Annotated in this window: 12 protein-coding genes, 1 tRNA gene and 1 riboswitch; of the genes, 8 read left to right on the top strand and 5 right to left on the bottom strand. The window is 69.3% G+C overall.

Annotated elements, in window-relative coordinates:
* Positions 1-25 precede the first annotated feature (25 nt).
* Both WDM94_10250 and WDM94_10245 read right to left on the bottom strand, forming a co-directional pair.
* Positions 26-379, bottom strand: a complete 354-nt coding sequence (locus WDM94_10250) for a hypothetical protein (GenBank protein MEJ0012985.1) — start codon at positions 377-379, stop codon at positions 26-28.
* A 98-nt stretch (positions 380-477) separates the two neighbouring features.
* A tRNA-Asn gene (locus WDM94_10245) sits at positions 478-553 on the bottom strand.
* Positions 554-736: 183 nt separating this feature from the next.
* Between WDM94_10245 and WDM94_10240 the strand changes: the two genes are divergently transcribed.
* Entirely contained in the window at positions 737-955 is a 219-nt protein-coding gene (locus tag WDM94_10240) for a hypothetical protein (GenBank protein MEJ0012984.1), read from the top strand.
* Here WDM94_10240 and WDM94_10235 read toward each other — a convergent pair.
* Positions 942-1,502, bottom strand: a complete 561-nt coding sequence (locus WDM94_10235; protein MEJ0012983.1) for a histidine phosphatase family protein — start codon at positions 1,500-1,502, stop codon at positions 942-944. The genes WDM94_10240 and WDM94_10235 overlap by 14 nt on opposite strands.
* Before the next feature lie 9 nt (positions 1,503-1,511).
* A riboswitch (cobalamin riboswitch) is annotated at positions 1,512-1,662 on the top strand.
* A gap of 35 nt (positions 1,663-1,697) precedes the next feature.
* Between WDM94_10235 and WDM94_10230 the strand changes: the two genes are divergently transcribed.
* The 7 genes from WDM94_10230 (at position 1,698) to WDM94_10200 (ending at position 10,395) form a co-directional block, all read left to right on the top strand.
* On the top strand, positions 1,698-1,907 hold the full coding sequence (locus WDM94_10230) for a CbtB-domain containing protein (protein MEJ0012982.1): 210 nt from the start codon (positions 1,698-1,700) through the stop codon (positions 1,905-1,907).
* A gap of 13 nt (positions 1,908-1,920) precedes the next feature.
* On the top strand, positions 1,921-2,691 hold the full coding sequence (locus tag WDM94_10225) for a CbtA family protein (protein ID MEJ0012981.1): 771 nt from the start codon (positions 1,921-1,923) through the stop codon (positions 2,689-2,691).
* Positions 2,692-2,693: 2 nt separating this feature from the next.
* Positions 2,694-3,242, top strand: a complete 549-nt coding sequence (cobU, locus tag WDM94_10220; GenBank protein MEJ0012980.1) for a bifunctional adenosylcobinamide kinase/adenosylcobinamide-phosphate guanylyltransferase — start codon at positions 2,694-2,696, stop codon at positions 3,240-3,242.
* Positions 3,239-4,222 carry a cobalamin biosynthesis protein CobW gene (gene cobW, locus WDM94_10215; protein ID MEJ0012979.1) on the top strand — a complete coding sequence of 328 codons (984 nt, stop codon included), beginning with the start codon at positions 3,239-3,241 and terminating at the stop codon, positions 4,220-4,222. The genes cobU and cobW overlap by 4 nt, the downstream gene beginning before the upstream one ends.
* Before the next feature lie 127 nt (positions 4,223-4,349).
* Positions 4,350-8,210 (top strand): cobaltochelatase subunit CobN, encoded by a 3,861-nt coding sequence (gene cobN / locus WDM94_10210; GenBank protein ID MEJ0012978.1) that lies wholly within the window; start codon positions 4,350-4,352, stop codon positions 8,208-8,210.
* Complete coding sequence (gene cobO / locus WDM94_10205) at positions 8,207-8,824, top strand: cob(I)yrinic acid a,c-diamide adenosyltransferase (GenBank protein ID MEJ0012977.1); 618 nt, start codon at positions 8,207-8,209, stop codon at positions 8,822-8,824. Before cobN ends, cobO begins: the two co-directional genes overlap by 4 nt.
* Positions 8,825-8,835: 11 nt before the next feature.
* Positions 8,836-10,395 (top strand): cobyric acid synthase, encoded by a 1,560-nt coding sequence (locus tag WDM94_10200; GenBank protein ID MEJ0012976.1) that lies wholly within the window; start codon positions 8,836-8,838, stop codon positions 10,393-10,395.
* Here WDM94_10200 and cbiB read toward each other — a convergent pair.
* On the bottom strand, positions 10,326-11,291 hold the full coding sequence (gene cbiB, locus WDM94_10195) for an adenosylcobinamide-phosphate synthase CbiB (protein MEJ0012975.1): 966 nt from the start codon (positions 11,289-11,291) through the stop codon (positions 10,326-10,328). The genes WDM94_10200 and cbiB overlap by 70 nt on opposite strands.
* The gene (locus WDM94_10190) at positions 11,288-12,163 is read right to left on the bottom strand and encodes an ABC transporter substrate-binding protein (protein MEJ0012974.1); all 876 of its coding nucleotides are present in this window, start codon (positions 12,161-12,163) and stop codon (positions 11,288-11,290) included. Before WDM94_10190 ends, cbiB begins: the two co-directional genes overlap by 4 nt.
* Positions 12,164-12,238 lie beyond the last annotated feature (75 nt).

Here is a 12,238-nt window from a genome sequence, read left to right as displayed (position 1 = left end):
CGCGAAGCGTGAAATTCCGACTGCGCTACGGCGTCGTGGTCGCCGGCGGCGTGGTCGCGTCCGGGGCGGGCGCGGGGGCCGTTGCATCCGGCGCGGGCGCCGGGGCAGGAGCCGGGGCGGTCGCATCCGGAGCCGGAGCCGGCGCGGTTGCGTCCGGAGCCGGGGCGGGGGCCATCGCCGGCGGCGCGGTCGCGTCCGGAGCGGGGGCCGGAGCCATGGCCGGCGGCGTGGTCGTGTCGACTGCGGCAGGCGGCGTCGGAGCCGAGCCCATGAAGTTCTTCGCGCCGAAGTAAATCACCACCAGCACGATAATGGCGACGATGATGTAGATGATCGTACGGCTACCGCCGCCCTGACTATTTCCGTTGGTTTGTGACACCTAAGATCTCCTGTGGTCACCTAATTCAACCGCCGCCAGCCGGTCTTGGGTAAACGTCAGTCTACCACCGATTGAGGCCTGGTCGGTACTCGTGAAACTGGCTCCCCGGGCTGGACTCGAACCAGCGACCATTCGATTAACAGTCGAATGCTCTACCAACTGAGCTACCGGGGATCGCGGCGCACCTCTTAGCAAAGCCCTTCCGTGCTTGCAAAGGACAACGGCGCCTTTCCGAACCGATGATTATTGCGGATGTCACATCGCAGCCCCATCTTCTCCTCGCAACCATCGCGAGGGATTCCCGTGCCCAAGGTTCGCCTCGGCCGTATTTCGCTTGATCTGCCACGCAATAGATTCGTGCGCATCGGGCTCGGTGTCGCCCTGGTGCTGGCCGGCGGCCTATTCGGCTGGCTGCCGATTCTCGGATACTGGATGGTGCCGCTGGGGCTTCTGGTGCTCGCCTCCGACAGTGCGCCGATACGCCGCTTCAACCGGCGCGTCGGGGTGGCGGTGGTCGGCTGGTGGAAGGGCCGCAAGGCGCGGGCGAAGCCGGCCGCCTCGGTCAGTCCGAAATAGATCTGAGCCGCCAGCGTCCGGCCTCGCCGTGCAGCGCTGCGCGGGCGAGCGGCGCGATGTCGATTTTCCAGAATGACGAAAGCGGCGCATCGAGCACGATCGCGACGGCCGCGCGGATCACCGGGACATGAGTCACGGCGACGGTCGTGCCGTCGCCGAGGCCGCCGAGAAATCCGCGCACGCGATCGAACAGCGCGGCGATCGACTCGCCGCCGTGCGGCGCGGCGCTGGGATCGCTCAGCCACGCGGCGACGGCGTCCTGCTCGGCCGCGCCGATCTCGGCCATCGTCTTTCCCGACCAGCGTCCGTAGTCGAGATCGCGTAGCGCCGCGTCCGGCGTCGCATCGACGCGCAACAACTCCGCCGTCTGCCGCGCGCGGAGCGCCGGGCTCGTCAGCGCGTGCTGCGGCGGCGTGCGAAACGCGGGGATCAGCGACAACGCGCGCGCTTCCGCGGCGCCGAATTTGTCGAGCGGCTCGTCCAGCGGAAAGGCCGCGCGCCGCGTCGCGGCGGTCGATGCGGTGCAGACAAATGTCAGTCGGATCATCGCGCGCGCAATTGACAACGCCCCGCCGGTGCCCGCATGGTCTAGATGCAAATTCGCGGGTGCGGAAGCCGGTGTGAGTCCGGCACGGTCGCGCCACTGTAATCGCCAAGGCAGGTTGCCGAAGCGAAAGTCAGACCCTCCCCGCGGACTGATTGCGCTCGACTGGGACGCGTCATCCCAAGGAGGAAAACCACGATGACACACGTCGCTTTTGCGCCGGCAGTTCAGCCGGTTGCCATTCCCGTTCGCCAGATCATCCCCTGGGCCATCTTCGCCGGCCTTCTCGCCCTCATCGCCATCTATTTCGTCGGCGTCGAAGAAGGCGCGATGGCGATTTTCTCGGGCATGTATGTGCACGAATTCGTGCATGACGGGCGCCATCTCCTCGGCTTCCCCTGCCACTAGCGGAGCGCGGGAGATGATCGGAAATCTGCTTCTCCGCGGCATGCTCGTCGGCGTCTTCGCCGGCATTCTTGCCTTCGGTTTCGCCAAGGTATTCGGCGAGCCGCGCGTCGATTCGGCGATCGGCTTCGAGGAATCGATGCATTCGGCCGAACCGGCCAATGCTTCCACGCCGGTCGATATGTCGATGGCGGCCGAGGCGGCCATGCCGGCCGATCACGCCGAGGAGGTCGGTCTGGTCAGTCGCCCGACCCAGGCCGGCATCGGCCTGTTCACCGGCGTCGTGCTCTATAGCGCGGCGTTCGGCGGGATCTTCGCGCTGGTCTTCGCCTTCGCCTACGGCCGCTTCGGCCCGGCCGACCCGCGGGCGCTCGCCGCGCTGCTGGCGCTCCTTGGCTTCGTCGTGCTGATCGTCGTACCCGACATCAAGTATCCGGCGAACCCGCCGTCGGTCGGCAACGGCGAGACGATCGGCTACCGCACGTGGCTGTTCTTCGGGATGCTGGCGGCTTCGATTGTTGCCGTCGCGCTCGCCGTTTACGTCCGCAGCCAGCTCATCCGTTCGCTGGGGACGTGGAATGCGACGCTCGTCGGCGGCGCCACGTTCGTCGTCGTGGCGGCGATCTCGATGCTCGTACTGCCCGCGATCAACGAGGTGCCGGAAGGTTTCCCAGCTTCGCTGCTCTGGCAGTTCCGCATCGCGTCGCTCGGCACGCAGGCGGTGCTGTGGACGACGCTCGGCCTCGCCTTCGGCGCGCTGACGCAGCGAAGCCTGACGCGCGCCTGACGATGGCGACCGCCGGCCGCACTCTCGTGCTCGGCGGCCAGCGGTCGGGCAAAAGCCGGTACGCGGAGGAGCTCGTCATCGCGAGCGGTCGCGCACCGGTCTATCTCGCCACCGCCGCGGCGGGCGATGCGGAGATGGCGGAGCGCATCGGCATGCACCGCGCGCGGCGCGGCGAACAATGGCGCACGGTCGAGGCGCCGCTCGACCTCGCGGGTGCGCTGAAACGCGAGACCGGCGCGGGCTACCACGTTCTCGTCGACTGCCTGACGCTGTGGGTGAGCAACCTGATGATGGCGGAACACAACATCGAAGACGAAACCGCGGGGCTGCTCGATGCGCTCACCGAGGTCGCCGGGCCGGTCGTGCTGGTCAGCGGCGAGGTCGGCCTCGGCGTCATTCCGGGCGACCGCCTGTCGCGGCGGTTCGCCGATGCGCTGGGCACGGTCAACCAGCGGGTGGCGGCGGTCGTCGATCGAGTCGTGCTCGTCGCGGCCGGCCTGCCGCTCGTGCTCAAGGCTGAACAGACAAACACGGAAGCCGCAGAGATATGAACGCTCCCGCCCGCATTCCCGCGACCATCGTCACCGGCTTCCTCGGCGCCGGGAAGACGACCCTGATCCGCGATCTCATCGCGCGCGCCAAGGGCCGGCGCATCGCCATCATCGTCAACGAATTCGGCGACATGGGCTTCGACGGGGCGCTCATCGCCGACTGCGACGACGATCATCGTCCGGACGAGATCATCGAACTCACCAACGGATGCATCTGCTGCACCGTTGCCGACGAATTCTTGCCGACCATCGAGAAGCTGCTGGCGCGCGATCCGGCGCCCGAGCACATCGTCATCGAGACCTCCGGCCTCGCGCTGCCGCAGCCGCTGGTCCGCGCCTTCGCGTGGCCGGGTGTGAAGCATCGCGTCACGGTCGACGGCGTCGTCACGGTCGTCGATGCGGCCGCGGTTGCCGCCGGACGGTTCGTGCCGGAGACGGCCGTCGCTAACCACGACGACCCGATCGAGGAATTGTTCGAGGACCAGCTCCGCTGCGCCGACCTGATCGTCATCAGTAAGTCCGATCTCGTCTCGGCCGAATCTTTTGCCGAGACGACGGCGCTCGTGAAGCGCGAAGCGCGGGCGGGCACCAGCGTCGTCAACGGCCGTGGCGCGCCGGCCGACATGCTGTTCGGCATCGCCGCTTCGGCGGAAGACGACATGGGCGGCCGCGAGAGCCACCACGACCTCGAGGGCGAGGAGCACGACCATGACGACTTCGACTCCATCGTCGTGCCGGTCCCGGTTGCCCCGTCGCTCGATACGCTGAAGGCGCGCGTGCTCGACGCGCTGACGCTGCCCGGCGTGTTGCGCGTCAAGGGTCGCGTCGCCATCGCCGGCAAGGCGGCGCCCGCGGTCGTGCAGGCCGTCGGCCCGCGCGTCGAGGTCGCCTTCGCGCCGGGCGCCACGGCATCGGGCCTCGTGGTCATCGGGCTGCGCACGATGGACCGCGCCGCAATCGCCCGCGCGCTGGCGGGATGAGCGCGCCCACCCTCCGCTTCCCCCGCGAAGGCGGGGGCCCAGGTGGCGAGGCGAGCGCCGCGATGGCCGCAATATCCCGCGATACCTGGATCCCCGCCTTCGCGGGGAAAGCGGGAGCGGCGTAGCCATGCATCTCTTAGCCGGCGAGGCTGCGCGCATCGACGACGGCGACGCGGCCGTCGATCTGGCGCAGCCGCCGGGCGACATAGTCTTTCTCTCCGCCGCTGATAGCGAGCTCGCCGCGCTGGCGGCACAGGCGCGGCCCGAGGTGCGCTTCGCCAATCTTGGCCGCCTGTCGCACCCGATGTCGGTCGATCTGTACCTGGAGAAGACGGTGGCCTCGGCACGCCTCGTCGTCGTCCGCATGATGGGCGGCGCCGGCTACTGGCGGTACGGCCTGGAGCGGCTGCGCGCGCTCGCCCGCGCCGGCGGGCCGATGCTGCTGGTGATGCCCGGCGAGGACCGCTGGGACGCCGCGCTCGAGCCTTATGCGACGGCGCCGGTCGAGCAGTGCCGTTTGCTCTGGCGCTATCTGGTCGAGGGTGGCGCCGAGAATACGCGCCGCGCGCTGGCCTTCTGCGACCATCTGCTCGGCCTTGCGCCGCTGCCCGAGCCGCCGGAGGCGCTGCCGCACGCCGGTATCTACCGGCCGGGGCAGGGGGCGACGACGCTGGACGCATGGCGTGCGCATCATCGCGGCCGCCCGGTCGCGCCGATCGTCTTCTACCGAGCGCTGATCCACGGCGGCTCGACCGAGCCGATCGACGCACTGGTCGTCGCGCTTCGCGAACGCGGGATCGCCGGGCTGCCGATCTTCGTCGCCAGCCTCAAAGACCGCGAGTCGGAGACGCTGCTCGACGAAATCTTCGCCGCGGTGTCGCCGGCGATCGTCCTCAACACGACCTCCTTCGCCGTCTCGCGCATCGGTGACACCCACGCGGGCACCGTGCTCGACCGGCCCGGCCGGCCTGTGCTGCAGGTCGCGCTCGCCGGCTCAACCGAGGAAGGATGGCGCGAGAGCAAACGCGGCCTCCTGCCGCGCGACCTGACGATGAACGTCGTGTTGCCCGAGGTCGACGGCCGCATCCTGACCCGCGCCGTTTCGTTCAAGTCTGATGCCTCGGCCGGCGCCGTCTATCGCGCCGTGCCCGACCGCATCGCCTTCGTCGCCGACCAGGCGGCGGCGTGGATCAAGCTCGCGACGACGCCGGCGGGAAACCGGAAGGTGGCGCTGATCCTCTCCAACTATCCCGACCGCGACGGCCGCATCGCCAACGGCGTCGGCCTGGACACGCCGGAGAGCGCGGTGCGGGTTGCAGCCGCGATGGCGGAGGCGGGGTATTCGGTGCCGGGATTTCCGCAGTCGAGCCGTGAATTGATGGAAGTCATCCTCGCAGGCCCGACAAATGCGCTCGGTGCGGTCATCCACCGGACGGCGGGGGAGATGGCGCCGCGTGGCGGCGACGGAGGGGGCGCCCCCTCCACCGCCTTCGGCGGTCCGCCTCCCCCGGCGTGCGGGGGAGGATCGGCAGAGTCGCTTTCGCTTCGCGACTACCGCACCTACTTCGCGGCACTCCCTGACTCCGTCCGCACCGCCATAACCACCCGCTGGGGCGAACCTGAGTCCGATCCGTTCGTCGCCGGCGGCGTCTTTCGCCTTGCCGCGCATCGCTACGGCAACGTCGTCGTCGGCATCCAGCCGGCGCGCGGCTATTCGATCGACCCGAAGGCGACCTACCACGACCCGGACCTCGTGCCGCCGCACAACTACCTCGCCTTCTATGCGTGGCTGCGCCGCGAGTTTCAGGCCGATGCCATCGTCCATCTCGGCAAGCACGGCAACCTCGAATGGCTGCCCGGCAAGGCGCTTGGCCTCTCGGCCGAGTGCTGGCCGGAGATCGCGCTCGGTGCGACGCCGCTGATCTATCCGTTCCTGGTCAACGATCCGGGCGAGGGCAGCCAGGCGAAGCGGCGCGCCTCGGCCGTGGTCGTCGATCACCTGACGCCGGCGATGACGCGCGCCGAGATTCACGGCCCGCTCGCCGAGCTTGAGACGCTGATCGACGAGTATTATCTCGCCGCCGGCGTCGACAGACGGCGCCGCGACTATCTCGCCGCTGAGATCGTCGCGCTCGCCGAGCGGCACGGGCTCGACCGCGACCTCGGCTTCACGCGCGACACCGGCGAGCAGGCGCTGCGCGCGCTCGACGCACATCTCTGCGCGTTGAAGGAGATGCAGATACGCGACGGATTGCACACGCTCGGTGCCTCGCCGGAAGGGCGCCAGAGGATCGACACGCTGGTCGCCATCGCGCGCGTGCCGCGCTCGGGCGGGCGGCCGGAGGATGCCTCGCTGCATCGGGCCATCGCGGACGATCTCGGTCTCGGTTTCGATCCGCTGGATTGCGATCTCGGTGTGGAGTGGACGGGACCTCGGCCGCACGACCTCGCAGCGATTAGCGATGGTCCGTGGCGGACGATAGGCGACACCGTCGAGCGTATCGAGGCGCTGGCGGCAACGTTTGTCGCCAACCTCCCCCTTGAGCGGAGGTCGAAAGCGGCAAGGCCGCTTTCGGGAGGGGGGCGGGCTGCCGGCGGTGAAAGCGCCCCCCTCCCGAAGTTCGCTGTCGCTGCGCTCGGCGAACTTGGACCTCCCCTCAGGGAGGAGGTTGAAGCGGGAGCGCGCGCCTCTGCCGTCCTCGACTGGATCGCATCCGGTCTTGCGCCATCGCTCGACACCTCCGGCGAATCCGAAATCGACGCCATCCTGACCGCCCTCGATGGCCGCTTCGTCGCGCCCGGTCCCTCCGGTGCGCCGACGCGCGGCCGGCCCGACGTGCTGCCCACCGGCCGCAACTTTTATTCCGTCGATGTCCGCGCGGTGCCGACGGCCGCCGCGTGGGCGCTCGGCCGGCGCGCGGCCGATGAGGTTGCGCTCCGCTACTTCCAGGACGAGGGCGAGTGGCCGCGCTCGATCGCGATCTCGGCGTGGGGGACGTCGAACATGCGCACCGGCGGCGACGACGTTGCGCAGGTGCTCGCCTTCATCGGCGCGGCGCCGGTGTGGGAGGCGGGCACCGGCCGCGTCACCGGCTTCCGCGTGCTGTCGCTGGCCGAACTGGGCCGGCCGCGCATCGACGTGACGCTGAAAATTTCCGGCATGTTCCGCGATGCGTTTCCGGGGCAGATCGACCTCATCGATTCGGCGATGCGTGCCATCGCCGCGCTGTCCGAGGACGCCGCCGCAAACCCGATTGCGGCGCGCGGCGCGACGGCGCGAATCTTCGGCGCGATGCCCGGCGCGTATGGCGCAGGTGTGCAGGCGCTGATCGACACCGGGGCGTGGGAGACGCGCGGCGACATCGCCGATGCCGTGCTGGCATGGGGTGCGTTCGCCTATGGCGGCGGGGCGCAAGGCGATGCGGCGCGCGCAGATTTCGTGGCGCGGCTGAAGGCGACCGACGCGGTGCTGCACAACCAGGACAACCGCGAGCACGATATTCTCGATTCCGACGACTACTACCAATTCCAGGGTGGCCTCGCGGCGGCGGTCGAGACGTTGAAGGGCAAGGCGGTGCCTCTCTATCACGGCGACCATTCGCGGCCGGAGAAGCCGGTGATCCGCGCGCTCGGCGAGGAGATCGCGCGCGTCGTCCGCGGTCGCGCCGCCAATCCGAAATGGATCGCCGGCGTCATGCGCCACGGCTACAAGGGCGCTTTTGAGATGGCCGCCACAGTCGACTATCTCTTCGCCTTTGCCGCGACCACGAACGCGGTGAAGGACCACCATTTCGACCAGTTGTTCGACGCCTATATCGGCGACGCTGACGTGCGCGGCTTCATCGCCGACAATAACGCGCCGGCGCTCCGCGAGATGGCGGCGCGCTTCCGCGAGGCGATTGACCGCGGCCTGTGGGCGCCGCGCCAGAACAGCGCCTATGATCGGCTCTCCGCGCTCATCACCGAGCGGAAAGAGGCAGCAGAATGAACGACTTGACCGAGACCGAGCTCGACGCCCGCCACGCCGAGAAGATGAAAAAGAAGAAGGCGGCGCGCGACAAGATCCTCGCCACCAAGACGATCGAGAAGGGCCTGCTCATCGTCCACACCGGCAAGGGCAAAGGAAAATCGACTGCCGCGTTCGGCATGGTTTTCCGCGCGCTGGGCCATGGCATGCCGGTCGCCATCATCCAGTTCGTGAAGGGCAAATGGCAGACCGGCGAGCGCGTCGCGCTCGAAAAATTCGGCGACCTCGTGTCGATCAACACGATGGGCGAAGGCTTCACCTGGGACACGCAGGACCGCCAGCGCGACATCGCCGCGGCGCGCGCGGCGTGGGAGCGCGCGAAGGAGATCATCGCGGCCGGCAAGCACAAGATCGTGCTGCTCGACGAGCTCAACATCGTGCTGCGCTACGACTACCTGCCGCTGGCCGAGGTGGTCGCGTTCCTCCGCGACAAGCCCGCCGACATCCACGTGATCGTGACCGGGCGCAACGCCGCCGACGAGCTGATCGAGGCGGCCGATCTGGTGACCGAGATGGAGGTCATCAAGCATCCTTTCCGCTCCGGCGTGAAGGCGCAGGTCGGGATCGAGTTTTGACCGCGGCGCTGATGATCCAGGGCACGGGCAGCCACGTCGGCAAGTCGACGCTGGTCGCCGGCCTCTGCCGCGCGCTGGTCCGGCGCGGCATCAGAGTCGCGCCGTTCAAGCCGCAGAACATGTCGAACAACGCGGCGGTCGCCGCGGATGGAGGCGAGATCGGCCGGGCGCAGGCGCTGCAGGCGCGCGCGGCGAAGCTCACGCCGTCCGTGCACATGAACCCGGTGCTGCTCAAGCCGGAGAGCGACACCGGCGCACAGGTGATCGTGCAGGGCAAGCGCGCCGGTGCGATGCGCGCTGCGGAATACGGACGGCGGAAATCGGAGCTGATGCCGCGCGTGCTGGAAAGTTTCGCGCGCGTCGGCGAGGGGATGGACCTCGTGCTGATCGAGGGCGCGGGCAGCCCGGCGGAAGTGAATCTTCGTGCCGGCGACATAGCCAACATGGGCTTCGCCGAGGCGGCGGATGTGCCGGTCGTGCTGGTCGGGGACATTGACCGTGGCGGGGTGATCGCCGGTCTGGTTGGCACGCAGGCCGTGCTGGCGCCGCGGGACCGTGCTCGGGTCAAAGGCTTCGTCGTCAACAAGATGCGTGGCGATGCGGCTCTGTTTACGGATGGGGCGCGGTTCGTTGCCGAGCGTACCGGCTGGCCTTGCCTTGGGGTGGTGCCGTGGTTCGATGCGGCGGATGCGTTACCAGCAGAGGACACGCTTTCCCTCCGCTCTTCCCCGCGAAAGCGGGGACCCATTTCGGGCGCGGAGCCCGGCGTGGGTATGGGTCCTCGCTTTCGCGAGAACCAGCGGGGAGGGGGGAAGGCGATAGTTGTCGTCCCCCATCTGCCGCGTATCGCGAATTTCGATGACCTCGATCCCCTGCGTGCCGAGCCGGACGTGTCGGTCGTGCTGGTCGAGCCGGGCGAGGTGTTCCCCGAAGCCGACGTCATTCTCGTTCCCGGCTCCAAGTCGACGATCGCCGACCTCGCGTTCCTGCGTGCCCAGGGCTGGGACATCGACATCATCGCGCACCATCGCCGCGGCGGGCGCGTCGTCGGCCTGTGCGGCGGATACCAGATGCTTGGCCGCAGTATCGCCGATCCCGACGGCGTCGAGGGTTCTGCCACGACGGCCGCCGGGTTGGGCCTGCTAGATGTCGCGACTGTGCTCGGCTCCGACAAGGCGACGCGGGCGGTGTCGGGCCGCGATATCGCTACGGGCGAGCCGATCGCCGGGTATGAGATTCATCTCGGGGTGACGTTTGGGCCAGATTGTGCGCGACCGGTGGTCGATCTGGGCGGTCGCGTCGATGGTGCGCGTTCGCTCGATGGGCGTGTCGTCGGCACCTATGTCCACGGCCTGTTCGCAGCGGATGGATTTCGCCGCGCGTTCCTCGACCTGCCGCCCTCTGATGTCGCGTACGAGGCGATGGTCGAGGCGACGCTGGACGCGTTGGCCGATCATCTCGAGCGGCACATCGACATCGCCGCGCTGCTTGCGATCGCCGGCTACAGGGCGAAGACGAACAGCGAGCCCAGTGCGACGACGGCGAACAGCGCGGCGCTGGCGACGACGTAGACGCGGAGCGCGCGGCTGATGTCGTGCGGCCGCGCGTCGCGGCGGCCGCGTTCGTTGAGGAAGGGATCGTTGACGATGATGCCGGCGTAGCGGCGCGGGCCGGCGAGCGCGAGGCCCAGCGCCGCGGCCATCGCGGCTTCCGGCCAGCCGGCGTTGGGCGAGCGGTGCCTGCCGGCGTCGGCCCACATCGTGCCGAACGCGGCTTTGATAGTGCCGCCGGCGGCTGGGGCCGCAAGGGCGACAAGTGCGCCGGCGATGCGGCTCGCCGGCAGGTTGACCAGATCGTCAAGGCGCGCGCTGGCCCAGCCAAAGGCGCGGTGGTGGTCGGTGAGGTGGCCGATCATCGAGTCGGCGGTGTTGATCGCCTTATAGGCGAGGAGGCCGGGCAGGCCGAGCAGCAGGAACCACAGGGCCGGCGCCACGATGCCGTCGGAGAAATTTTCCGCGGTCGACTCGATCGCGGCGCGGCAGATGCGCGCCTCGTCGAGGCTCGCCGGGTCGCGGCCGACGATGCGCGATACGGCGATGCGCGCGGCCTCGATGCCGCCGGCGAAGAAGGCGTCGCGGACGGCAGCGACGTGGTCGTAGAGCGAGCGGCCGGCGAGCAGGATCGATGCGACAACGACGGTGCCGATCCAGCCGAAGGCGAAGGCATCGAACGCGCGTTCCAGTCCCAGTCCCACCAGCCAGGCTATTGCGACGACGAGCAGGATCGCGACGATGCCCGCGAGATATTGGAGCGGTCCGCGGTTCAAACCGCGGTCCAGCGCGCCGATCAGCCAGCCGGCGATTGCGACCGGGTGGGGCACACGCCGCCAGACGGCATCGGGGTCGCCGACGGCGGCATCGAGAAGCAGCGCCAGCGCCAGCATCCAGACGTGAGCGACGGCGATCACGGCGCCTGTTGTATCCGCTTGGCCTCGCCGGCCAGCCAGTCGAGCGCGGCGGGGAGCGAGGGGCCGCCGCACACGGTCAGCTTCTCCGGCAGCACGATGCGCTTGGCCGGCGGGTAGAGCGCGGCAAGCGCCGGGTGGGCGAGGAGCGCGCTGCCCTGATCCTCGGCGGGGCGCGTCGATGCGGCGACGACGATATAGTCCGGCGGCTCGGCGACGATCCGCTCAAGCGGCACGAAGCCGCCGCGCTTGCCGGCGAGCGGCGCGCCGTCGTTGGTGAAGCCGGCGATGGCGAGCAGCTCGCCGCTCAGGCTGTCGCCGCCGGTGACATAGCCGCGGCGCTGGTAGATCGCGGCGGTTGGGTGGCCGGGCGGTGCGGCGGCCTCGGCACGGGCGCGGGCAGCGGCGATATCGGCGATCATCGCCTCGCCGCGCTCCGGGTGGCCGACCAGGGCCGCGACCTTGCGGATGATGGCTTCCGAATCGTCGACGCTTTTGGCCGCGTCGAGCAGTTCGACGCGGTAGCCGAGGCGATCCAGCATGTCGCGCGTCGCGCGCTTGGTGTAGCGGCCGGCGAGCACGAGGTCGGGGTTTAGGCCGACGACGGTCTCCGCGCTCGATGCATCGTGGCGGAAGGCCGCGGCGGCATCGGCGGTGAACGACAGCGTCGGGTCGGTGGCATAGACCGACAGGCCGGCGATCTGAGCGGGATCGGCGAGCGTCACCAGCAGCTCGTCGGCGCACAGGTTGATCGAGACGATGCGCTTGGGCGCCTCCGCCGCTGCCGGCAAGGTGAGTGACAATAGCGCAACGCCGGCGAGCAAAGTTCCGGTGAGGCGCGCGCGCCGCCGCCTGCGTTCGTTGCCTTCGTCCATGCGCTCGTTTACCCCTTGGGCGTCCGGCGGGGAAGCCGGATGGGCCCGGGCCACATCCCGTGACGGGCGCCTCAT

The organism is Bauldia sp. (genome assembly GCA_037200845.1).
In the GTDB taxonomy this organism is placed as follows: domain Bacteria; phylum Pseudomonadota; class Alphaproteobacteria; order Rhizobiales; family Kaistiaceae; genus DASZQY01.
This window is presented reverse-complemented; position numbering and strand designations above follow the sequence as displayed.

Excerpts from the sequence above, each read along its gene's own strand:
- WDM94_10235 (MEJ0012983.1), bottom strand. The coding sequence starts at position 1,502 with ATGATCCGACTGACATTTGTCTGCACCGCATCGACCGCCGCGACGCGG.
- WDM94_10230 (MEJ0012982.1), top strand. The coding sequence starts at position 1,698 with ATGACACACGTCGCTTTTGCGCCGGCAGTTCAGCCGGTTGCCATTCCC.
- WDM94_10225 (MEJ0012981.1), top strand. The coding sequence starts at position 1,921 with ATGATCGGAAATCTGCTTCTCCGCGGCATGCTCGTCGGCGTCTTCGCC.
- cobU (MEJ0012980.1), top strand. The coding sequence starts at position 2,694 with ATGGCGACCGCCGGCCGCACTCTCGTGCTCGGCGGCCAGCGGTCGGGC.
- cobW (MEJ0012979.1), top strand. The coding sequence starts at position 3,239 with ATGAACGCTCCCGCCCGCATTCCCGCGACCATCGTCACCGGCTTCCTC.
- cobN (MEJ0012978.1), top strand. The coding sequence starts at position 4,350 with ATGCATCTCTTAGCCGGCGAGGCTGCGCGCATCGACGACGGCGACGCG.
- cobO (MEJ0012977.1), top strand. The coding sequence starts at position 8,207 with ATGAACGACTTGACCGAGACCGAGCTCGACGCCCGCCACGCCGAGAAG.
- WDM94_10200 (MEJ0012976.1), top strand. The coding sequence starts at position 8,836 with ATGATCCAGGGCACGGGCAGCCACGTCGGCAAGTCGACGCTGGTCGCC.
- WDM94_10190 (MEJ0012974.1), bottom strand. The coding sequence starts at position 12,163 with ATGGACGAAGGCAACGAACGCAGGCGGCGGCGCGCGCGCCTCACCGGA.